Origin of the sequence: Thalassospira lucentensis, assembly GCF_050516545.1 — a bacterium.
GTDB lineage: Bacteria > Pseudomonadota > Alphaproteobacteria > Rhodospirillales > Thalassospiraceae > Thalassospira > Thalassospira lucentensis_C.
The window spans coordinates 158,630-182,234 of the sequence record NZ_CP191544.1 but is presented as its reverse complement, the minus strand read 5'-3'; the positions used below and the strand labels follow the sequence as shown (position 1 = coordinate 182,234).

The window sequence follows — 23,605 nt, the reverse complement described above, 5'->3', positions numbered from 1 at the left end:
GTCACATGCCCGAATGGAACGATTACAAAGCAGAGGCATCCGCACGCGGTGCGCTGGCGCTTGAGCTGTATGTCGTGTTCTCAACACCAACAGGTGACGTGGAAAAACTGGCTGCAACGCTGCCAGACCATCTTGCCTATCAACGCAAGCTTGAACAAAACGGCCACCTTGTAATGGCCGGACCAATGTCCAACGAAGCCGGCACACATATCGAAGGTGCAGGATTGATGGTTTACAGGGCTTCATCCCTTGATGCGGCACGCGCCTTGGCAGAAGACGATCCAATGCATCGACAAAGTGCCCGGCGGTTTGAATTGCGCCGATGGCTGGTCAATGAAGGGGCGTTGTCCCTGTCAGTCGGTCTATCGACAAAATCGGTGGAACTCAGGTGATGCCGTTCGAACGTCTCTCAACAAAGCAAGCGGCTCCAAAGCACCGGTCCAAACATCAAGACCATCCTGATCACAGAACAATAGATACATGTTGTTGAAGCACAACTGACCGAGTCGGTTCACCCAACAGCATCCCGAGACCAAGAAACCGCAAGATGCCATCAACGGCACAAACATACTGGCACAGCCAGTCCTCAAATTTTGAGTAAGACACCACAGGGAGAAGACCAATGAGAAAAGCACTGATAACGACATCGGCAATGGCAGCACTGCTTCTAGGGCAGTCCGCGATCGCAGCCAATATTGATGGCCCGTCCGTATTCTGGAAAATTTCCATGTATGGCAACCCACGTGCCCTGACATCGGGCATGGAAGCACTTGCTGAGAAGGTCAAAGAAGAAACCGGCGGCAAATTCCAGATCAAAATCTTTTATGCAGAGCAACTTGGCCCAGCACGCGAAGCGCTAGACGGTCTGAAATTGAATGCGTTTGAAGGGGCCGGGATTTGTAATTTCTATCACCCGGGCAAAAACCCCGCATGGATGGTCTTCTCTCTCCCCTTCTTGCCGATCGGCGAACCAGAAGTTGACATCTATGTGCGCAAAAAGATGTTCGAACATCCGGCAATTGTCGCAGACATGGAAAAATGGAATGCGATCCCCTATGCCTCTGGCCTGCTCCCGCAGTTCGAATTCATGGGCAAGGGAACTCCCCCAGAAAAACTTGAAGACTGGAAAGGCCTTCAGATCCGTGCCGGTGGTGGATTGGGCGATGCGATGGAACAGCTTGGCGCAACCAAGCAGACCCTGTCGGCGACTGAAACTCTCACCGCATTCCAGAACGGCACAATTGATGCGGCTGCATTTCCATTCACCTATGCCCATGCGGCATTCAAGATCGATGAAGAGGCCGACTGGTATACCGCCAATATGGCACCTGGAACGTCGGAATGCGGCTGGGTCCTGAACAAAACATCATTTGAGGCGCTGCCAGATTCTTATCAATCACTCTTGATGGACAATCGCGATCTGGTTCTGGAGACGGTCCAACGCGCCTATGCCAAACAAGATGCCGTCAATCTGGTGAAGTTCGAAAGCACGCTGCACAAAATCGAATATAGCGAAGAAAAACTCGATCAATTCCGTGAGGTGGCCGGTCAACCAATTTGGAATGAATGGGTCAAGGAAAACCAATCATCGTTCGATGCACAAGGTGTTCTTGATGCGTTGCTGAGTTACGCAGCAGAAGCCCGAAAACAATAAGAACCACTAACAACGCAACGAAAAGTGCAGGACGGATTAGCAACCCGCCCTGCACCCAACCTAATCCAAACTATTTTACGGAACCACATGATGACCGATAGCCCCAAACCTCCAAACAGAGACCCCCAAGGCATTGTCGGCAGATTGGATCGCTGGCTGTCACCGATTGAAAACGCCACAAACTTTGTTGCCGCGACCTTTATCTTTCTTCTCATGCTTTTGGGGATCGCGCAGATCACTCTGCGCAGCGTCTTCGGGATACCGATTTCGGGATACATCGATTTAGTTGAGCTTTCGATGGCGGGCATGGCGTTTCTGGGCGCTGCCTATACCCAACGCCTTGGCGGACATGTCCGCATGGAACTGGTTGTTGGCAATCTCAAAGGACGCGCCTTTTGGCTGGCCGAGATCATTGGCCTGATTGTTGGCATGGCAATCATCGCCATTCTGACCAGGTACAGTGCCGAGCATTTCCTGCGGTCCTATCAACTCGGTGATACGACCATTGATGCAGAGTTTCCGGTTTGGCCCTCAAAGTTGCTGGTGCCGATTGCTTTCACGTTCTGGTTTCTCCGCCTGACAATCCAGCTTGCCGGCTCCTTAAGACTTGTCCTTGATCCGACGAAATCACCAGAAGGTGTTGTTCTGATCAAGGATGCCGCTGAAACCGCCAGGGAAGAAGCGCACGATGCGCTCAGCGACCCTTTAACGAAGAAAGCCTGAGCCAATGCTGATAGGACTAGGATTTGAACACCCGCTGTTGGTTGGTGCGATTGGCATTGGCCTGCTGGTTTTACTGGTATTTCTTGGGGTACGTGTTGTTTTTGCAGCAGCCATCGTTGGCCTCCTTGGTCTGGTTGAACTAATCGGATGGGGCCCTGCTGCAGGCGTCATCGGCATTGTTCCGCACGCAAAATCAACCATCTACGCCCTAAGCGTCCTTCCGATGTTTATCTTTATCGGGTTCGTCGCTTTTCATGCCGGCATGACCGCACAGCTGTTTAACGCGGCTCAGAAATGGCTTGGCTGGCTTCCGGGTGGCATGGCCGTCGCGACAGTTCTTGCCACTGCCGGGTTCGCGGCTGTTTCGGGCGCCTCAACAGCAACATCGGCTGTTTTTTCGCGGGTCGCTATCCCCGAAATGCTAAAATATGGCTATGACCGCCGTCTGGCAGCAGGCGTCGTGGCCGCTGGTGGCACCTTGGCAACTTTGATCCCCCCATCAGCAATTCTGGTCATATATGCGATTATCGTCGAAGAATCTGTCGGGCGATTACTGCTAGCAGGGTTCCTGCCAGGACTGGTCTCAGCCCTGATATATGCATTGATCATTGTCTTATGGGCCATGATCCGCCCAGAGGCCGCACCTTCTGTCCCCGGCGCGACATGGGGCGAGCGGGCAACCTCATTACCACCTCTTATACCGATCATGCTGGTGGTAACTGTCATTATCTCGGCAATCTATCAGGGATGGGCAACCCCGACAGAAGCTGGCGCCCTTGGTGCCGGTATTGTTTTTGCCGTCGCAATATTCCGCGGTGTCGGCGTAAAGTCGATCACGGCATCATTGATGGAATCTGCAAAACTGACCGTAATGATCTTTTCGCTCATATGGGGTGTAACGATCTTTGTTCGTTTTCTCGGGTTTTCTGGCGTCGCCGAGGCCTTTACAGCCTGGATCGTCTCAATTGATGCGCCTCCGATGGTGATCATGATCTGCATTTTGTTGGCCTATGCCATTCTCGGCATGTTTATGGATGCCATTGGAATGCTTCTTTTGACGCTGCCAGTTGTCTATCCGGCAGTGATGGCATTGGGGTTTGATTCCATCTGGTTTGGTATCATTGTTGTCAAAATGGCAGAGATTTGCCTTGTCACCCCCCCAATCGGACTGAACTGCTTTGTCGTTAACGCAGTCAGACCAGACATTCCCTTGCCCGATGTTTTCCGGGGCATCATGCTATTTTTCATTGCAGACGTCGTCACAATCATCGTCCTGCTGGCATTTCCGGAAATCGTTACCTGGCTCCCAGACCTGATGCGCAATTAATCCCAAGGAAGAATAGACTATGAAACTCGTATCAAGCCTTTCACTTGCCACAGCCGAAAAGCTCATGGACGCAGTGATCAAGACCGGTCGCAAGGAACAAATGAAACCTCTTACCGTTGCCATACTTGATTCCGGCGGGCGACTTGTTGCGATGAAATCAGAGGATGGCAGCGGTCTTTTGCGCTTTGACATTGCCTATGGCAAAGCATGGGGGGCACTTGGCATGGGCCTTTCAAGCAGAACCATCCGCGACTATCTGGCAGCCCGACCGTCGTTCCAGACCTCGTTGGCTGTTGCCTCAGACGGGCGTTTTATTCCTGTTCCCGGTGGAGTTCTCATTGAGAATTCCGACGGCATGGTCATCGGGGCCGTCGGGGTCAGCGGCGATACGTCTGAAAAAGACGAATACTGCGCTGTTCTCGCCATTCAGGTAACTGGCTACACATCAAAACCAGCGGATATTGATCCGAACTGGCAGGCATCCTCCCTATCAGATCAACATTGATCAATGCAAAGTCGCATTGATTTCCCCCTCTCTATCTTAGGGGGGGATCTGTAGGTGAAGCCTCGGGGTTTCAGGTCATACTGGAACCCCGTTTTTTTTTGCACCGAAGCACAAACATCAAACAAAAAACAGGCTGCCCAAACATTCGAGGCAGCCTGTTTTGGATCGGTCATATTGCGCACCAAAGATCAAGCTTAATGATCATTCGAACATCATCCTGATATGCGTACCGCGTATCAGGCAATATCAGCCGGCAGGACATCCGCCGGAATGTTCTGATAGCAAACCGGACGCAAGAAACGCCGGATCGACATCGTCCCAACCGATGTTGCGCCAAAGTTGGTCGATGCCGGATACGGCCCGCCATGAACCATGGTGTCGGAAACTTCCACCCCGGTCGGGAAACCGTTGGCCAGAACACGCCCTGCTTTGCGTTCCAAAATCGGAAGCAATGAACGGGCATCGGCCGCATCATCGGCGTCCAGATGCAGCGTGCAGGTCAACTGACCTTCAAGCGATTTGGCAATAGTGCGCATTTCCACGACATCTTTAACCCGCACGACCAGACCAAGCGGTCCAAAGACCTCTTCACCCAGTTCATGGTTTGAAAGCCAGTTCTCACCGGTGGTTTCAAACAGATAAGGCGTTGCATTGCGAAGATCACATGACGTGGTCAGAACGTCTTTCACACCAGACGTTCCGGCAATCCGTTTGGCACCGGCGCGATAGGTTTCTGCCATGCCATCGGTCAGCATGGTCTGGGCGGCAACGCCCGACAAACCTTCTTTGGCCGATGCGATAAAGGCATCTGCATCCGGCCCGTCAATCACAACCGCAATCCCCGGATTGGTGCAGAACTGCCCCGCACCCATGGTCAGTGACCCGGCCCACCCCGTACCAAGCGCAGCACCGCGTGCCTTAACGGCAGCAGGCATCATAAACATCGGATTGACCGAACCCAGTTCGCCAAAGAACGGGATCGGTTCCGGGCGTGCCGCACACAGATCAAACAGCGCACGACCACCGCCAAGCGATCCGGTAAAGCCGACCGCCTTGATCAATGGATGCTGCACCAGGCTTTGGCCAACATCGCGCTTGCCACCTTGAATAAGGCTGAAGACGCCGGGATGAACACCGCATTTCTTAATTGCCACATCAATTGCCTGTGCAACGATTTCACCGGTTCCCGGATGGGCGGAATGGCCCTTTACCACAACCGGGCAGCCTGCGGCCAGGGCCGCTGCGGTATCGCCACCGGCAACCGAAAAGGCCAGCGGGAAGTTCGAGGCACCGAATACGGCAACCGGGCCAATCGGGCGCTGCATCAAACGCAGATCCGGACGCGGCAATGGCGCACGATCAGGCAATGCTTCGTCATAGCGACGATCAAGATAGGCCCCATCAAGGATGTGGCTTGCGAACAAACGCAACTGGCCAACTGTGCGGCCACGCTCGCCCTGAAGACGGGCTTCGGGCAGACCGGTTTCCTGCGTGCCGATTTCGGTGATTTCGTCACCGCGTGCATCGATTTCATCGGCAATGGTGTTTAGAAGCTTTGCGCGTTCTTCGCGGGTGGCATAGCCAAACGTCCAGAATGCGTCTTCGGCAGCTTTGGCTGCCTGATCCACAAGGGCCGGGGTTCCGACCGGGAATGTATTGGCCGGGCCATGTGCCGGTTCGGACTGAAACGTCGTCTCACCTGCGACCCAGTCGCCTGCGATCAGATGTTTGCCGGTTAGTGTATAGGACATTGAGTTTCCCTGTTTGTGTGAAGCGGTCAGATCAATTTCACTTTGTGACGGGCAGGCGAAAAAATCTTGTTATTTCGCACTCGCACGAAGCTCGGACAAGGAGAAGCGCGGCGTTAAGTCTTCAGGGTCCGTGATCACTTCGATGATACCTGATTTACCAGATGCGACAACCGCGTCAAACGCTGCTGAGAATTGATCGGTTTTTTCCACTTTTGATGTGAAAATCCCATAAGCCTCAGCCAGCTTTCCGAAATCGGGATTAACGATATCCGTTCCACTGACACGCCCCGGGTAAGTTTTCTCCTGATGCATACGGATCGTGCCATACATCCCATTATTCACCAAGATCACAATAACCCGCGCACCGAACTGCTGTGCCGTTGCAAGTTCTTGCAATGTCATTTGGAAACAGCCGTCGCCCGCAAAACATATGCTTAAGCGATCAGGATGGCGCAGGCTTGCTGCAATCGCAGCAGGCAACCCATATCCCATCGTACCTGAGGTCGGTGCAACCTGTGTTCTATAACGACGGTGTTTATAAAAACGATGTACCCAGACGGTATAGTTCCCCGCCCCATTCGTCAGAATGGCGTCATCTGGCAGATTTTCATTCAGATATTCCATCACCGCAGCCAGATTAACGGGCCCGTGTGATGTCTTATTAGGGGTCGACCATTTCAGGTAATCATCACGTGCAACTTGCGCCCACTCAACCCAAGTTTCGGTTACCTGAGGAGCATCAAGTTCGACTAAGGCCTGCAAGGCCTGCTTCATGCCGCTACAAATACCAAGCTCCGGCGCATAGACGCGGCCGATTTCATTGGCATCAGGATGGACATGCAGCACTTTCTGTTGCGCAACCGGCACATCAAGCAGTGTATAGCCAGATGTCGTACAATCACCCAACCGCGCCCCAAGAACCAACAAGACATCCGCGTCACGAATGCGCTTTGCCAAAGCAGGGTTAATTCCAAGACCCGCATCGCCAACATAGGATGCGTGCAAAGCAGAAAGCCGATCCTGACTGCGGAAACTGCACGCAACCGGAAGATGCCACATAGACGCAAATTTGGCCAGATCATCACAGGATTGCTCATCCCATGTTTCCCCACCGACAATCACCAATGGCGTTTTGGCCTTCGACAGGACGGTTGCGATTTCTGAAACTTGTGATGCAGCAGGCGATGCCTGAACCGGGCGAACACGCGCCGGCAGTGTTTTTGCTTCTACCACGTCACGCAGCATATCTTCTGGCAACCCGATAACGACCGGCCCCGGTCGTCCGGATACGGCTACCTGAAACGCGCGGGTCAAAAGTTCTGGAATACGAGACGCATCATTGATCACGGCCGTCCATTTGGTTTGTGTGCCAAAAATCGCCTTGAGATCAAATTCCTGAAAGGCTTCGCGTTCTTCGTCTGCGCGCCCGATTAGCCCGACCATCATAATCAGCGGTGTCGAATCCTGATAGGCAACATGCACACCAGCATAGGCATTTGATGCCCCCGGACCACGCGTAACCAAAACAATACCGGGCCGTCCGGTCAACTTACCGTCGGCATCCGCCATGAATGATGCGGCACCTTCATGTTTGGTCGCGATGAATTCAATCTGCGCGGTATCGACTAGCGCATCAAGAACAGCCAGAAAACTTTCTCCTGGTACTCCGAAAATTCTATCTACACCTTGCTGAACCAAGACATCAGTGATCAGTTGACCGCCCGTGCGATGCATCGGTGCCTCCAAATAATTTGTTATGATTTGAGATTTCGCGCAGGAGCAAAAGCTCCTTACGCCCTATGTATCGGCCAAGTCTGCACGGTCCGCCAACCGTTTAGCCGCAAGCGAATAGTGATATCGTACGGCCTGTGACGCAGCATTTTCATCCTGTGCACGAATGGCATCAAGAACCGCTTTGTGCTCAGCCAGAACTTCTGCGCTCCATTCCGTTACACGCGCATTTTTGACCGCAACTGAACGCAACTCCATATCGATGCGTGTATCGAGCATCGATAGAAACTCTGAGATATACTGATTGCCGGATGCTTCCGCGATGCGCTGATAAAAGCTGCGTTCCGCAAGAACATGTGTTTCAGCACCTTCATCGGCCACGAACAAGGAGCTTTCCATCTCACGATATGCACCATCCATGAATTGCAAATCCATATCCGTGCGATGATTGGCGGCCAAGCCTGCTGCTTCGGACGATATACCGGTCCGCAACTGCAGGATTTCCAGCAGTTTTTGGCGTTTTTCAAAACAAGCCGGACTGATCCGAAACGCACTCCGAGCACTTGCCTCGGCAACAAAGGCACCAACACCCTGCCGGGAATCAACCAGACCATCGTGCTTCAGACGGGAAACGGCCTCTCGAACGACGGTACGCGCCACCCCGAAACTTTCCGCAAGACTTTGTTCCGTCGGAAGCTGTTCGCCAGCGGCAAGCTGTCCTTCCAGAATCATCCGGGAAAGTTTCTGCGAGACATCGTCAGTCAAACTAGGACGTCGGCTTAGTCGCGTGAAAGAGTCCACCTAAAAATGCCCTTTATTCGTGAAGTTTCAATCAGCATACCCTGATCGTTATCATGCGGTCCTTATGCATGGGCAACTATTATTTTGTCAACATAAAAACAGGTTGTCAGACAACAAGAAGACATGCTATGCCGATTTCAATGAAAGCTATCTATGCACTGTCGAACGGTGGTGCAGATCGCAAAATGGAGGAAAACGTGGCGTTTAATAAAGTAGTCGGCTTTGTCGGATTGGGTGGAATGGGCAGCGGGCTTGTCAAGAACATGCTCCTAAAAGGGATCACGGTACACGTGCTTGATCTGGACCCGGAAAAAGTAAAACTCGCCGAAAGCCGTGGGGCTATTGTCGCCTCATCTGTACGTGACATGGCACGCAGCTGTGATGTTCTCGCCTTCTGTATCGGCAAGGCCGAAGATGTTCAGAAACTGACAATCGACAGTGAAACCGGTTGCCTGCAAGACATGAAACCCGGTCAGATTCTGCTTGATCACACCACAACCAGTCCTGATCACGTCGACCTGATGAGCAAAGCCTGTGAAAAGGCCGGTATCCGCTATTGCGAAGCCCCGATGACACGCACCCCCATCCATGCTGAACAGGGCTGTGTAAATGTGCTGTATGGGGGGGACACCGTTCTTCTCGAAGACTTGCGTCCGTTATTTGATACCTATGCAGAGAACATTTTCCATGTCGGGCCAAGCGGTCATGCAATCCGCTTGAAACTCATCCATAACTTCATTGCCTTCGCCAATGTCGCCACCTTCTGCGAGGGGTTTGCTCTGGCCGCCAAAGAAGGTCTGGACATGACCAAAGTCATCGACATCATCTCGGCGGCAGGCGGCAAAAGCGGCATGATGGACCTTTATGGTCGCAAAACGCTCGAACGTGACTTTACCCCGCATATGGCACTTGAGTGGGCTGAAAAGGATGTCGGTTATTACGTTCGCTGGCTTGAAAAAGCGGGCCTTCCCGGCTTCCTCGCCTCATCGGTTCATCAAACCTATTCACTCGCATCGATCATGGGCTTTGGTCAGGAAGGCTGCACCGCAGTCATTAAGGCCTATGAACAACTTTCAGGGGTCGAGGCTTCTTTCCCGAAAGAGAAATGACGCAACGGTTTCTCATGGGGGCTAACCATCCCCCCCAAAAACAAAAAGCGCAGAAAACGCATTCATATCCCAACGGAGGAAACATCTTGAAAAACTTGAAACTCAAAACAGCCGCCTTGTCGGTTGCCGCAACGCTTCTTTCTGTCTCTGCCATGTCGTCTGCACAGGCAGAAATCGTATTACGTTTATCCCATTTCGCCGCTGAAACACATCCTGGTCATATTGCTGCAAAGCAATTCAAGGAGAATGTTGAAACACGCAGCAACGGTGAAATCATCGTTGAACTTTATCCAGCGAACGAATTGGGCGCACCGCCTGAGCAGCTTGAACAAACTGTTCTTGGGATCATTGATATGAACCTGCCGACCCAAGGCGGCCTGGACAAATACGAAAAAGCCTTCGGTACGGTAATGACACCGTTCGCGTTCCGTAGCTACGACCACGCCCATGAAGTCCTTGACGGTCCCTTCATGGAATGGGCAGCCCCCAAGCTTGAAGAAAAAGGCTTGGTCATGCTGTCAAACTGGGAATATGGCTTCCGGAACGTGACCAACTCGGTACGCCCGATCAACACGCCGGAAGATCTGGCAGGCTTGAAATTGCGTACGCCGCCAGAACTGCAAATCGTGGCTGCTCTTGAAGCTGCTGGTGCCCAGACGACCCAGATTGCCTTCCCAGAACTCCCGGGTGCGCTGACTGCCGGTGTTGTTGACGGTCAGGAAAATCCGATCGGTGTTATCTATCATTATAAAATGTACGAATTGCAGGAGAACCTCGCCCTGACACGTCACGTTTATAATTCGATGGTTCACGTGATCAACAAGGCGAAGTGGGACTCTTTCTCTGCAGACCAGCAAGCCATTCTCCGCGAGGAAAGTGTCTCTGCCGGCAATTTGATGCGTGAGCTTGTTCAAAAACAAGAAGCCGAAGAACTTGCTAAAATCAAGGAAAGCGGCGTTCAGATCACCGAGCCTGACCTTGAAAAGTTCAAAGAAAAAATGGGTCCGGCATATGATCGCGTCAGCGAATATTCCGGCGAAGAAAACATGAAAACATTTCTCGGCTTTATTAGGAAATAACTGGTCGTCCTGATCCATCAGGTACGGACCAGATACTGTCGGAGAGGGTGCTTTGCATCCTCTCCATCATCGCCGAATTTTCTGAAAGTCTGAGACCATGCTTGCACTTATTGTGCTACTCGCACTCGTGGGGCTGATTATACTTGGTGTGCCTATTGCTATCGCACTGGGTGTTACTGCCGTCGGCACCTATCTGGCGCTGGGCGAGCCCGCAATTCTGACCATGTTGCCGCAACGCATGTATTCGGCAACCACATCTTTTACCCTTCTGGCCATACCATTCTTCATTTTGGCCGGAAATCTGATGAATACCGGCGGTGTCACCGAACGTATCTTCCGGTTTGCTGCGGCACTTGTCGGACATATTCGTGGTGGACTGGGTCAGGTAAACGTTCTGGCCAGCTTGATTTTCTCAGGGATGTCCGGTGCTGCTGTTGCTGACGCGGCCGGCCTTGGCCAAGTTGAATTCAAGGCCATGAAAGACCGTGGGTATGACGAACGGTTTGCTGCTGCCATTACCGCAGCATCCTCGACCATTGGACCTGTTTTCCCACCCAGCATTCCATTTGTTATCTTTGCCAGCCTGACCGGCGTGTCAGTTGTTAAACTGTTTCTTGCCGGGGTTGTTCCGGGGCTTCTGATGGCTGCCGCCCTCATGGTTGCTGTTTATGTTGTTGCGGTCATCCGTAAATTTCCACGCGAAATGCGCGCAAGTTATCGCGAAGTGTGGGACTCCTTCAAAGGTGCCCTTCTGCCACTTGGAACACCGTTTATTATCATTGCCGGGATTCTGAGCGGCGTTTTCACTCCGACAGAAGCCGGCGTTACGGCCAGTTTCTATGCCGCATTCCTTGGATTGGTTGTCTACCGGGAAATCGATCTGAAAGCATTGCCTGCGATCCTGTGGGATACGCTGCTTCACACCATTCGTGTCCTGTTTGTCATCGCCGCGGCGGGCTTCTTTGGTTGGCTTCTAATCCACCAGCGCGTCCCAAACAGTGTCATTAACGCACTTCTCTCGATCTCGGAGAACCCGATCGTCATCATGTCACTGATTGTTACCATTCTGCTGGTGCTTGGCATGTTCCTTGAAGGCATTGCCGTCATTGTGATTACGGTTCCGATCTTTATGCCGATCATGTCGACATTGGGCGTCGACCCGATTCAGTTTGGCGTCATCATGATCATGTGTTCCATGATTGGATTGCTCACCCCGCCTGTCGGTATGGTTCTGTTTGCGATTTCCAGCGTGACGAAAGTTCCCGTCGCAGCGCTTGTCCGTGAACTTTGGCCCTACCTTCTGGGGATCATTGCCGTTCTTCTACTGGTCATCTTCATCCCGCAGATTTCGACCTGGTTGCCTGAATTGGTGATGGGAGGATCCAGATGATCAAAACGTTCTCCCGCATTGATATGACAATTGGCTTGGTCTTACGTACTGTTTCGATCGCATGCCTGCTCGTCCTTATGTTCATTTTGGGCGGCAATGTGGTTGCTCGCGTCACTGGCTGGTTTTCATTGGGCTGGTACGATGAAATCATCGAACTGTGTTTTGCCTGGATGGTTTTCTTTGGCGCGGCCGAACTATGGCGTGAAAATCAGCATTTCCGGATCGACTGGCTCTATTACACGTTGCCTTGGGCCAAACGCCGGCTGCATACGATCGTCATCTCATTGATCGACATTTTCTTTCTGGGTTTTTTGCTGTTCGAAGGCATCAACCTTACGCAGAAAAGCTCCGCCCTCACACCAATCATCGGCATGCCGGTTGCCATTCTGTATGTCTCCATACCGATCAGTGCCGCCATCATGCTGATCTACGCCATCTCCGATCTTTTCAGACATTCACCCCGGCATGCTGCCGAGGTTGACGTCATCGACGATATTTGATCTCCACGAAAACAAGGAATTCCGTCATGATTTACGACCATCGCACCTATACCTGCCGCCCGGGCACAATTGGCAAACACCTCAAGCTTTACGAAGCAGAAGGTTGGCAAATTCAGAAAAAGCACCTTGGCGATCCTGCCGTTTATGGCGCGACCGAAACCGGTGATGTGAATTCATATGTTCATATCTGGCAGTATGAAAGTGCCGCAGACCGCGCAGCTAAACGCGCCAATCTGAAAGATGATCCAGCCTGGCAGGAATACCTGAAGAAATCGGCAGAAGCTGGCTATCTGGTCAGCCAGGTCAATAAAATCCTAGTCCCAACTCCGTTCTTCTCAGCCTTGAACAAAGACTAATCAGCTTCCGGGCATTGATAAGCCCCCTGCTTTTTCCAGCAGGGGGCTTTCGCGTGTTCAATGCACAATTTTTTTCTACTTTATTCCAGTTTTAAATCTGAAACATCTCGTAAACCTTAGGCGGCTTATAAAGCCCTAACTGTGTTAAAAGTCTGGATACCAATGTTTTCAAATGATCGCGGTCTCTGTCCTGGGGTGCTGATCTTCCAGACAATCCGCCCCCAGATTATGACAGTCAGGGTTTTGGAAAATCAAAAAGTAATGATGTCGGAATAGATATCCTAGGAAGAATAGTCATATAATATGATTATATACTGTCGGCCGCCACAAAAGGTGACAAAACCTGCGCGATTGTCATAAAGGATGACATTTCTATTTTTTCGCATTCTGATACCCAACAAAATCGCTAATTCGTATTCAGGTACTGACGCATTTTTCCGTCTGCCAATGACTGGACCGAGAGAATAAGAAATTGTCTTTCTCATCTGCTGGCATAAATTCCGATATCACGCAGTTACCAATCACGACTGATGGAACATATCCCGAATTTGGTCGCACAATTCTTCGATCTCATATGGTTTTGATAGTACGCCAATCGCTCCCAAATCCATGTAAGATTGCACATCCTTACCACGGACTCTCGCGGTTGCAAAAATAACCGGTATGTCCGCGTAGGCAGGATCCTTCTTTAATTTCGTAATAATTGTCGGCCCATCATCATCGGGAAGCATCACATCCAGAAGAATTAAATCAGGCTGGCTGTTTTCCAATTTATTGAACAAGGTATTGCCATCCGGGCAGATAACGACTTCAAAGCCGCCAAATTCCACCAACGCCATTTCAATAATGAACTGAATATCAACGTCATCTTCAACGACGAAAATCCGATTAAGTTCTTTTTCTTCAGTCATTTTTCGTACTCAACCAATGAAGATCATATTTCAATGATCCGTTATTTTTCTCTGTTAACAGATCCTGTATCCGATCAGTGGGGCTGTCTTGTTCTCCGTCCGACGGCAGAACATGTACTTTTTTGGAAAATGCGCCACTTTCAAGATAAAGGACAGCCTGTGCCGGACGCGATATCGCAAACAGTTCCGTATTTTCAAGGGTATTGGTTTTTTGCTTCATTTCCAGCAATGTCTGTCCATCACATGGCCCTACGGCAATCACACTTTTTTCTGGTACATGTTGCAGGTCCCCAACCTGTTTTATTGGTAAATCAATATAGAATATTGACCCCACATCGGCACGTGAACGATAGCCAATAGTACCACCATTGCCTTCCATCAAGGATTTGGTAATGGCCAAGCCCAATCCTGTGCCGCTTGCTTTTTTGGTGTTTGATCCGTCCGCCTGCCAAAACCGGCTAAACATATGTTCACGTAGGGACGATGGAATACCTGGTCCCTGATCAATGACCGAGACTCTTACAGTGCTGCCAATGGCGGCCACGACAACATCAATTCTTGAGTTTTCACCACTATATTTCGCCGCATTCGAGAGCAGGTTATTCATCACCTGCATCAAACGCCCGGCGTCCCCGAGGACTTCGAAGGATTGCGTCGGCGGGACGGCCCTGACTTCCTTACCGTGCTTTCGCACATAAGGCGCAAAGGCATCAATTGATTTTTGAACCAACACGCCAAGATCAAGGTCTTCAAGAGTGAAACTGATTTTCCCGTTCTCAAGCTTCTCAAGGTCGAGAATATCATTCACCAGATCGCCTAACCGTCGTGAGTTATCCAACGCCACATCAAGAAGTTTTTGCAAACGTTCGGACTGCGGCACAACCGCATCGCGTTTAGCAAGAGACAAAGCCCCGGTGATTGAAGTCAACGGAGTTCTCAATTCATGACTAACCGATGAAATGAACTCTTCTTTGAGTTTTTCAACCTCTTTGCGTTTGGTGATATCGCGAATGAGCAAAGTCATAAGGCGCTTGCCTTCGATTTCCATCCGTTCACCAACCGCATATTCAATCGGTACTGCATCACCGTGAACCGGATAAAGAACCGCTTCTTTCATAATGCGTTGTTGATCACGATTGAACTGGTCGGATGTCGGAACCAGAAACACCTCAAGATCGCGAACATCAATGAAATCGATGATATTCTTGCCAAGGACCTGGTCTACAGAGCATTTAAAAAGCTCCTGACCCGTATTATTGCATGATTGAATGCGCCCATAGGTATCGACGGTCACAATCGTATCAACAACGTTATCAAGAATGGATTGGAGCTGATTGGCGCTGTCTCGCAAACGCAATTGTGCTTCATCAAGTTCTCTTGTCCGCGACGTTACACGGGCTTCAAGGACGCTATAAGAAACGTTGATATGGCCCAGCATTTCACGGAAACTACTTGCAAGGCGTCCGACTTCGTCATTGCCCAGATGGGGCAATTCGACATCGAAGTATCCATCTTTCGCGATCCGCGATGCCGTTCTTTCCAACAACCGCAATGGATTGCTAAGCTGTCGACCAACGAAAACGGCCACCAACGTCGTAATCACAACAAACAGAACCGCAAATACGACAATATTCGACACAAGTCGTCGAACAGGTGACAGCGCCTCATTCGTAACCCGCGCAACATGGAACTTTAGTCCCAACTGGTTCAACGGCGCCTTCAAGTCGACATCATAACTGTGCTCAAGCACCTTCTGGTGGTCCGGCCACACCCAATTTCCAACTTTCTCACCATCAATATCAGTCAATTTGAAGAAGAAGGGTGCGCCATCTCTTCTAGAAAGCTCACCCGGCAACTCAACAAGATGAATGCGTCCAAGCAAAACACCTTCGACACTTTGCGATGCCGGATAGAAGACAGGATAACTGATTGTGATATATGATTTTCTGCTGTTCGCAGGATGAACATACTCAACACGAATGTCGCCTGAAAGAGCGGCAGAGAAACCTTCCGTCTGGGAAATATCGGCAGGTACGTCCTGACTGGATCGCCCAATAACCTTACCGTTATAATCAAACAAACCAACGTCAGTGGGCAAACTATCGGAAATGCGAAACCCTTGAAGGAAGGGAACCAAATAATTATCGCGCCCATATGTATCCACAATGCCATTCACGATCAAACTCGACGTCGCGAGGCTATCAAGATTGTGATGAATACTATCAAGATATAGTGCGATACGGTGTGCACCTGTATCGGCTTCGCGATTTAGTTCCTGTTCAACTTCGCGTAAAATCTGATTTTGAACAAAGAACGTCACACTGACACCAGCAATCACTGTGACACATATTGTCATCACAACGCTCCCCAGTGCGAACTTCCGGGAAAGAGCCAGATCTGACCAATATTTCTGGAACAATTTTAGTCCCCTGCTCAAAGACTTATGGATCAATTGCCACAATCATACCATTTTCCAAAAAGCGTCCCATAAAGACATCCGACGATCGGAGTGCTTCATGCAAGGATGCCGAAAATGGACGATCAAAATACCGGACCAGGCCGCTATAATTTTCAACATGTTCTAACGCTGTACGGATTGCACTGCGGCTGGTACTGCCTGAGGTCTCAATAGACAAAGCCAAGATATGGGTCAAATCATAGGCATGCGCAAAACCAACCTGAGACGGAATGTCAGCCGGTCCGGTTAATTCAAACAACTGCCCCGCACGATTAAGTACATCAACCGCACGATCATCTGATCGGTTCGCAAATGTGAATGTTTGCACAACACTCAGATCGACCTGATGTAAACTTTCACCGGTTAATGCCGCAAAATCACCGCCGGAAATCCCCCAATGACTTATCAGAGGCACGCGAACATCTTCAGGATGTGATGCCGCAGCTTGTACAAACTGAGCACCCTCTCCTTCATTGGCAACCATCAAAACAGCGTCCACACCACTTGCAATCATGGCACCATAAAGGTTGAATAAGCTGGCATCTCCCCAGTTATACCAGCTTTCAGAAACGATAGAGATGGTTGCCTGCCCGTCAACTGCGCGCGCGGCTGCTGCCTTGCTGCTGCGTCCCCAGGCATTATTTGGTACAAGAAGCCCAAGCTGGGACCACCCCTGCTGACTGGCATATTCCACCATAGAATCCAGAGCCCAACTGTCTTTCAGCGACAGGCGAAAGACATAGCTACCATTTGCCGGTACAGAGATAATGTTATCGGCTGCCGCCCACGGATCAAGAAGCGGAATATCAAGCTTTTCCGCTTCGTTCTTCATCTCCAGCATCACCGGACTGAACTTCCCGCCAAAAACAGCCACAACATTTTCGTTATCAGCCAGCATACGCAAACCGGAAACCGCACGGGCCGGAACAGATCGGTTATCATGTATAATCAGACCGATTTTGCGTCCGCCAAGTACACCGCCACGCGCATTTATCTCGTCAATGGCTGTCAATATGCCCATTTCAATAGCTTGTGCGGACGTACTTGTCGTATGACCAAATTCTGCAGTTAACCCGATCAGAATATCATCGTTCCCTTGCGCCATGCCTTTACACGGTAAGAACACCAGAAAACACAAAATGATCAATCCAACGGCACGCTTGCTATTCTCCAAACGCTCGGACGCAATCTGTGCCAATGTCATAGGGCGATCACCTTTCACGGAAAGCACTATCAAAGCTTTTAATCACCGGCGCCATAATGGCTTCAAGCAGCATTTTCTCACCGGTCATGATATCTGCAATAACGGTCATCCCTGGTGCCACGGTAAGATCAACATTCTCGCCGACATAGGAATTTTCAAGATCAATATCAGCCCGATAAAAAGGAACACCTTCTTCGTCCATAAAAGTCGTCGGCGAAATTTGCGAAATTTCACCCGCGATTGTCCCAAACCGCGAATAATCATAGGTCAAAACCTTGACAATCGCAGTCTGTCCGACGTGAACATGGCCGATATTCTGCGTTGAAATTCGCGCTTCAACTTTCAGCTTGGTATCATCTGGAACAATTTCCATCATGGTTGCGCCAGGATCTATCACACCGCCAACTGTCTTGATCTCCAGCCCTTTGACTCGCCCGGAAACCGGTGCACGAACCAACAACCGGTCCACCCGGTCCTGCGCACGAACAATGGCCACTCTTGCCTCGGCTGCTTCGGACGCCAGTTGACTTAACTCAGTTGCGATTTCAGATTGATAACGCGCACGGGTTTCAATGATCCTTTGGCGGACTTCACCAATACCTTCCCCGACCCTTGAAGCTTCGAGTACAAGAGCAGAGCGGCTATCGACCAGACCAGCCAGTTCTCTTTCATCTTCGATCAATTCCATACGGGGGAATAAACCCTTGTCCACCAGTTCCCTACGGCCCTTTACCTGTTGGTTTTTCAATCTGATCTGTTCGCCAACACCGGCTGCCTGGCTTTTTAACGTCGCAAGTTCTGCTTCACGTTCTTTTTCCTGCTGGCGTAGAACTTCAATTTGCGATGCAATTGTCTCACGTTTGGTCGAAAGTTCGTACTGGGCTGCGCGCGCAATATCAGCATATTCTTCAGCGAAATCTTCAATCTCTGGCACTTTGTCACCGCGCGCTGCCGTCAAATAGCGAATGCGGAACTGTAACCCGACCAAACGGGTTTGCAGCTGGTCAAGTTCGGATTGTGCGATATGTGGTGAAAGTTCAACCAAAATATCGTCTTGATTAACATACTGTCCTTCGCGCACCTCGATCGCGGAAACAATACCACCTTCAAGATGTTGAATATTTTGCAAGGACCCTGATGGAACCACTTCACCCGAACTTGCCGAGATCTCTGTTACTGGCATGAACGCAGACCACGCGATCATGCCAGCCATCACCGCAAAAAGAGAAAACGTCGTCAGCACCGATAACTTACTTGATGTTTTACGATCAAACAATTGGCTGGCTGTGATGGCATTATTGCTCCAAGCGCCTTTGTCCTTAACACTTACAGTTTTTTTATATCCGACCTGATCTGCCATGCTCAAACAGCCTCTCTCTGACGAACGATATCCTTTGGCGTACAATCACGCACAATCGTTCCTTGGTTCATCACCAATATTCGATCAGCAACCGAGATATAGTCTGGTTCATGCGTCACAATAATAATGGTTGTATCGTCCCGTATCTGGCGAATTGATGACAGAAACGCGGTTCGGGCTTCGGCGGAAGACGCATCAGGTTCATCAATCAAAATCAAACTGGATTGCGTTGTCAAAACCCGAGCAAGCCCAATACGACGCAGCAGTGAACTATCCTGCGCGATGTCACACATACGGGTTCCATACCCTGCCGGCAGTCGGAGAATGTCATCATCAATCGCCTGCTTTTTACAGGCTGTAACAACTTGGGCATCCGAGAGTTCTTCTCGCCCCATTGCCAAAAACTCCCGAATAGACACAGGCATAAGATTGATGTCGCGCGACAAATAAGCAACCGATTGAAGCAACACAGACTGTGGCACCTGTGCGGGAAAGACACCATCAATGGATACCGTACCCAGCTGAGGTGAATGCAATCCCGCAATCAAGTCAAGGACCGTTGACTTGCCCGATCCATTTGCACCCGTAATTGCAACCAACTCACGCGGTTTGACTTCGAAGCTAATGTTCCGCAAGGCTGGCGCCTGCCCACTTCGATAATTAAACAGAACCGATGAGAAACTGACACGACCATCAATACCGGCCCCCTGCCCACCCAACGCGTGGCTTCGCGCCTCTTCCGGGCTGTCGGTTGCACTATATGTCGCATTCTCGATCAAATTCGTGATTTCTTCGCGACGCAAAACGGCCTCAAGCACCGATGGAACGGGTGACATCATACGCCAGACAATTGCAATGACCGCGATAAGCTCGCCCGGTCCAATCACACCGTTCATTGCCATAACGGCACCAAATGCCAACGAGATCGTCACTGTCAACGACGTCAGCGCATTGGTTGCAATTCTGGCATAAGAAAATGTTTTCTGACGTTGCATTTCGGCTTCGGCCAAGCGCGCTGATGCGTTGGTAAAGCGTCGATGCCAACCGGCACCACTTCCTTCGCGTTTCATCGAAAACAGTCGGCGGGACATCTCGTCACAAATTACGCCATATTCCTCGGCCCGACGAAGAGCTGACTTTGTCCGCTCATTGGCATAAGATAGAAGTCGCAAAATCAGAATGCTGCCAAAACCAAGAAGCAGCACCGGGATCAACGCAAGCCACCCACCCAGAAGTCCCAACACGGTCAGGTATGCCGCGAAAATCGGTAATTCAAGAATTGCCGTTCCAATCGGCCCCGTCACCATATTGCTTAGACGTTCGTGATCTTTGATAATGGCCGAAGCATCCCGACTGTTAAATCGCCGAGCCAATGCAACGGACATCCGCATCAATCTGGAATTTCTGGCCACACTGACTTTCAAGTCAAGAAGCGCCGCCGCATTCGCCAGAATACGACTACGCAATAAGCGCAATCCGAACTCCGCGAAGGTCGCCACCACAAGACCAGTGCTCAGATACAACAATGCATCAACGCTTTGGGTGGGCAAAACCTGAGAATAGACCGCCAGTGTAAACAATGGCATGGCAAGTGCGAGTGCACTGGCGACAAATGTAATGACCGCAAGCTGAAAAACAGAGTTTTTCGAACCTGATAGCGCCGTTTTCAGCCAATTGAATTTGGTTTGAGAAACCTGTCGATCGGCCCGTCCAGGATCATTACTTTCCTGTAGAATAATCGCATTCCCACGCGATGCCAGATTTGGCATTGCTTGCTCAAGCCCAGTTTCCGGTGAAAGACATTGAATTTCACCATCTGGACCGGGAATAAAAATATATAGATCACCATTCGATGCTTCAAAGGCAAACAGGTTCTCATGTAAAAGCAGGTTTTCAAGTCGGTCTTTTTGAACCTTGGGTGTGATCGATAAAGTCAGTGCAATTTCCGAAATTTCATCAAATCTGAACTCTCCGCCCGTTTCACGAAGGTTGACCATATCAACAGGTGTAATGCTTGCCCCGGCAAGATAGAACAATTTGCGCACACCGTCATAACGGACATTGTTCAACAGGTTGCCCAAACTGTCGACACTTGGCGTCAGGCCTGGCGGCATCATCTGCGTTGACATATCAGGCCTCCTTCTGCACGTGCGCGGCGACAAGTTGGTAATCTTTTAGAACTTCGTGACGATCACAAATGGATGTCAGGGACGGTCGATCGCTCAGAACAATGATTGTCGCTGTTTTTCTCAACATCTTGAGAATTTGGGCAAATTTCAGCTCTGTGCCCGCATCAAGTGACAGAGTTGCATCATCCACAATGATCACTTTGTTATTTGCAGCCAATCCGCGAACAATCGCCACTTGCTGCAACAATCCACTTGGCAATTTGGTCGGATCATCGCCAAGGACAGTATTGTAACCGTCGGGCAAACGTTTTACCGGCACATCAAGCCCAATAAGATGGCAAAGATACCTTACATCCGCATAACGTTCTTCTTGTCCCCAACTCAGAACATCCATCATTGTCCCACGCGGCAATTGCGGGACACGTCCCAAAACAGTGATTTCGTTGCGGATGGCTTCTGCATTATTTGCATCAAGTATTGTGTTGTTGAACTTTACCGATCCTTTATAGTCAACAAGTCCCAGCAAACTATAGGCTAGCACAGACTTCCCAGCACTTTCCGTACTGGTGATAGCAACAGCCTCCCCCGACTGAACAACGAGATCAAGCTTAAGGATCACGCTAGCTGTTTCGCTTTGAACAGTACATTTGGCCGTGATTTCTGGTGGTTTTTTGAAGAGGCGTTTGTCAGCCGCCCCTGAAAGAACATCAAATTGGTTTTCCCGTAAAAGCGGATTGTATTTTGTTTTGTCACCAGTTGGTCTAGCGCCCACCACAAGCTCATAGACGCTACGCATCGGTTCCAATGCGCGCCCAGCCAAAAGTGTAAAGGCTGCCAAGCCACCATGGGATAAATTGCCTTCCAAAACGGCAAAGCTGCCCGCAACAACAACGCCACCAATCATCAATTGTGAAAATAGGCTGTAAACATTACCGATTGTCATCGAGTACTGTTTTTGTTTGCGAAAACGGAATGCCTGCCGTTCATATAACCGGGACAACCGATGCAAGATCGGTACTTCCGCGCCCAAGGTTTTGATCTGCGCCAGGCTATCAAAAGTTCTGTCGACAAAATCCGGTTTATCGACACTTTCCGATCGCAATCGGTCTGACGAACGACGGTGCATAACAGCAAGAATATAAGCCCAGACACCAAAGACCAGACAAACACTGATCGGCAACAACACCAAGTCACCGGTAATCAAGCCAATGACGCACAGGAAGGCAAAGGCAAACGGGATGTCGGCAATGCATTTGATCCGCAGAAGCTTTCGCTCACGGCCGGGCAGACTTTGCGCAAGCTTTCCCAGCAAATCATTCAGGGACATGTTGGTTCGCATCGGGTGGCGCTGCGCCAAAAGCGCTTCTACATGTCTTGTTCGGGCCAAATGATCCAGTCGCGCTGTAACGCGTGCCTCAAGTGACAACCGAACCAACCGCAAGATCAGATCGATGCCGACAATCACTGAAATGCCAAATATCAATACCGCCAATGTTGGAAAAGATTGATTCGGGATAATCCGATCATAAATCATCAACACGCCCAACGGCACAGCAAGCGATAACAGATTGATCATCACCGTTGACGTGATAATCGCACTGGCTTCGGCAAACCGTACTCTTATCTTTGATCCATTAATGCGTTGCGCACGAGCAGGCGCTGCAGCAACGTCGGACAAAGAGTTGGGCATGTTAAGCTCCCGTTTGGCGTACCGATCGGCACAAAACTATATGAATGGATATGTATACTGCTCTAAACAGCGAAGACACGCAGTAAGCCCTGTGTTGAAATATTGTTATTTCTTTGTAAGAGCGTCTTATTTTTCAAAACCTTCGCCATCTTTTTCTGCACCGGACGTTCCATTTGTGTAAGTGTTTTTCGGTGCCTGAAAAACGTAACCCACTCCCCGAACAGTCTGGATCAGGCTTGGGCTTGACGGATCAGTCTCTACAATCTTACGTAGTCTGACGATCATGATATCAATGGTTCGATCCATATATTCCCATTCACGACCCGATATTGCCAGCATGAGATCATTCCGCGTCAGAACCCGCCCTTCATTGCGCACAAGATGACCAAGCAACGCTGCTTCATTGGCAGACAAGACGTGCTGCTTGCCATCTGTATGTAAGAGCCGGTACGTGGTTGTATCAAGTTCCCACTCTGCTATTTTTACAATTTCTTGTTCAAAAGAAGCTGATTGCACTGCATTTTCAGCCGCGACACTGGTATCGACCATTTTATAGCGCCGCAGGACACTTTTAATTCGCGCCAGAAGTGCCCGCGGCTCCAACGGCTTGGTCACATAGTCATCGGCACCAAGCTCAAGCCCGACAATCTGGTCAATATCGGTATTTTTCCGCGAAATCAGTATGATAGCAGTGTCAGATGTTTCCCGAAGTTGGCGTGTAATATCAAATCCATCTCCATCGGGGAGCATGATATCAAGCAAAATCAGGTCAAAACTACTGCTTGCCAGACTCATTCTCATTTCTTGCTCGGTAAAGGCGACCTCAACATCGTACCCCTCATTGGCAAGATAAACTTCCAAGAGTTTGGTGATATCTGGGTCGTCATCTACAATTAGAATTCGACGGGCCTGCTGCAACCATGCCTC

The 23,605-nt window shown here is 50.2% G+C and carries 20 protein-coding genes; 10 read left to right on the top strand and 10 right to left on the bottom strand.

Annotated elements, in window-relative coordinates:
* The first annotated feature begins 5 nt into the window (after positions 1 to 5).
* The 5 genes from ACQ0MK_RS00760 (at position 6) to ACQ0MK_RS00740 (ending at position 4,209) form a co-directional block, all read left to right on the top strand.
* Positions 6 to 392: a YciI family protein gene (locus ACQ0MK_RS00760; protein ID WP_430474401.1), complete on the top strand. Its 387-nt coding sequence runs from the start codon at positions 6 to 8 to the stop codon at positions 390 to 392.
* Between the two features lie 230 nt (positions 393 to 622).
* The gene (gene dctP, locus ACQ0MK_RS00755; protein ID WP_430474400.1) at positions 623 to 1,654 is read left to right on the top strand and encodes a TRAP transporter substrate-binding protein DctP; all 1,032 of its coding nucleotides are present in this window, start codon (positions 623 to 625) and stop codon (positions 1,652 to 1,654) included.
* A 90-nt stretch (positions 1,655 to 1,744) separates the two neighbouring features.
* The gene (locus ACQ0MK_RS00750) at positions 1,745 to 2,377 is read left to right on the top strand and encodes a TRAP transporter small permease (RefSeq protein ID WP_430474399.1); all 633 of its coding nucleotides are present in this window, start codon (positions 1,745 to 1,747) and stop codon (positions 2,375 to 2,377) included.
* 4 nt (positions 2,378 to 2,381) lie between these two features.
* Positions 2,382 to 3,704, top strand: a complete 1,323-nt coding sequence (locus tag ACQ0MK_RS00745) for a TRAP transporter large permease (protein WP_430474398.1) — start codon at positions 2,382 to 2,384, stop codon at positions 3,702 to 3,704.
* 19 nt (positions 3,705 to 3,723) lie between these two features.
* Positions 3,724 to 4,209, top strand: a complete 486-nt coding sequence (locus ACQ0MK_RS00740; protein ID WP_430474397.1) for a GlcG/HbpS family heme-binding protein — start codon at positions 3,724 to 3,726, stop codon at positions 4,207 to 4,209.
* A gap of 236 nt (positions 4,210 to 4,445) precedes the next feature.
* On the opposite strand, the gene ACQ0MK_RS00735 is transcribed toward ACQ0MK_RS00740, so the two are convergent.
* The 3 genes from ACQ0MK_RS00735 to ACQ0MK_RS00725 all read right to left on the bottom strand — a co-directional run bounded on the left by ACQ0MK_RS00735 (position 4,446) and on the right by ACQ0MK_RS00725 (position 8,492).
* Entirely contained in the window at positions 4,446 to 5,960 is a 1,515-nt protein-coding gene (locus tag ACQ0MK_RS00735; protein WP_430474396.1) for an aldehyde dehydrogenase (NADP(+)), read from the bottom strand.
* 69 nt (positions 5,961 to 6,029) lie between these two features.
* Entirely contained in the window at positions 6,030 to 7,694 is a 1,665-nt protein-coding gene (locus ACQ0MK_RS00730; RefSeq protein ID WP_430474395.1) for a thiamine pyrophosphate-binding protein, read from the bottom strand.
* 63 nt (positions 7,695 to 7,757) lie between these two features.
* A complete protein-coding gene (locus ACQ0MK_RS00725; RefSeq protein WP_430474394.1) occupies positions 7,758 to 8,492 on the bottom strand; it encodes a FadR/GntR family transcriptional regulator in 735 nt (244 codons plus the stop codon).
* A gap of 140 nt (positions 8,493 to 8,632) precedes the next feature.
* On the opposite strand from ACQ0MK_RS00725, the gene ACQ0MK_RS00720 reads away from it, so the two are divergent.
* From ACQ0MK_RS00720 to ACQ0MK_RS00700, 5 genes are all read left to right on the top strand, one after another.
* Positions 8,633 to 9,601, top strand: coding sequence for an NAD(P)-dependent oxidoreductase (locus ACQ0MK_RS00720; protein WP_430474393.1), 969 nt, complete (start codon positions 8,633 to 8,635; stop codon positions 9,599 to 9,601).
* Positions 9,598 to 10,680, top strand: a complete 1,083-nt coding sequence (locus ACQ0MK_RS00715; RefSeq protein WP_430474392.1) for a TRAP transporter substrate-binding protein — start codon at positions 9,598 to 9,600, stop codon at positions 10,678 to 10,680. The genes ACQ0MK_RS00720 and ACQ0MK_RS00715 overlap by 4 nt, the downstream gene beginning before the upstream one ends.
* 97 nt (positions 10,681 to 10,777) lie before the next feature.
* Entirely contained in the window at positions 10,778 to 12,070 is a 1,293-nt protein-coding gene (locus ACQ0MK_RS00710; RefSeq protein WP_430474391.1) for a TRAP transporter large permease, read from the top strand.
* On the top strand, positions 12,067 to 12,570 hold the full coding sequence (locus tag ACQ0MK_RS00705; protein ID WP_430474390.1) for a TRAP transporter small permease: 504 nt from the start codon (positions 12,067 to 12,069) through the stop codon (positions 12,568 to 12,570). Before ACQ0MK_RS00710 ends, ACQ0MK_RS00705 begins: the two co-directional genes overlap by 4 nt.
* 26 nt (positions 12,571 to 12,596) lie before the next feature.
* Positions 12,597 to 12,926 carry an NIPSNAP family protein gene (locus ACQ0MK_RS00700; RefSeq protein ID WP_430474389.1) on the top strand — a complete coding sequence of 110 codons (330 nt, stop codon included), beginning with the start codon at positions 12,597 to 12,599 and terminating at the stop codon, positions 12,924 to 12,926.
* Positions 12,927 to 13,447: 521 nt separating this feature from the next.
* On the opposite strand, the gene ACQ0MK_RS00695 is transcribed toward ACQ0MK_RS00700, so the two are convergent.
* The 7 genes from ACQ0MK_RS00695 to ACQ0MK_RS00665 form a co-directional block, all read right to left on the bottom strand.
* Positions 13,448 to 13,837 (bottom strand): response regulator, encoded by a 390-nt coding sequence (locus tag ACQ0MK_RS00695; RefSeq protein ID WP_430474388.1) that lies wholly within the window; start codon positions 13,835 to 13,837, stop codon positions 13,448 to 13,450.
* A complete protein-coding gene (locus ACQ0MK_RS00690; RefSeq protein ID WP_430474387.1) occupies positions 13,830 to 16,193 on the bottom strand; it encodes an ATP-binding protein in 2,364 nt (787 codons plus the stop codon). Before ACQ0MK_RS00690 ends, ACQ0MK_RS00695 begins: the two co-directional genes overlap by 8 nt.
* An 85-nt stretch (positions 16,194 to 16,278) precedes the next feature.
* Entirely contained in the window at positions 16,279 to 17,499 is a 1,221-nt protein-coding gene (locus tag ACQ0MK_RS00685; RefSeq protein ID WP_430474386.1) for an ABC transporter substrate-binding protein, read from the bottom strand.
* Between the two features lie 7 nt (positions 17,500 to 17,506).
* On the bottom strand, positions 17,507 to 18,859 hold the full coding sequence (locus ACQ0MK_RS00680) for an HlyD family type I secretion periplasmic adaptor subunit (protein ID WP_430474385.1): 1,353 nt from the start codon (positions 18,857 to 18,859) through the stop codon (positions 17,507 to 17,509).
* Positions 18,860 to 18,861: 2 nt separating this feature from the next.
* On the bottom strand, positions 18,862 to 21,021 hold the full coding sequence (locus ACQ0MK_RS00675; protein WP_430474384.1) for an ATP-binding cassette domain-containing protein: 2,160 nt from the start codon (positions 21,019 to 21,021) through the stop codon (positions 18,862 to 18,864).
* Positions 20,990 to 22,678, bottom strand: a complete 1,689-nt coding sequence (locus ACQ0MK_RS00670) for an ATP-binding cassette domain-containing protein (protein ID WP_430474383.1) — start codon at positions 22,676 to 22,678, stop codon at positions 20,990 to 20,992. Before ACQ0MK_RS00670 ends, ACQ0MK_RS00675 begins: the two co-directional genes overlap by 32 nt.
* A gap of 126 nt (positions 22,679 to 22,804) precedes the next feature.
* Positions 22,805 to 23,596, bottom strand: a complete 792-nt coding sequence (locus ACQ0MK_RS00665) for a response regulator (RefSeq protein WP_430474382.1) — start codon at positions 23,594 to 23,596, stop codon at positions 22,805 to 22,807.
* Between the last annotated feature and the right edge of the window lie 9 nt (positions 23,597 to 23,605).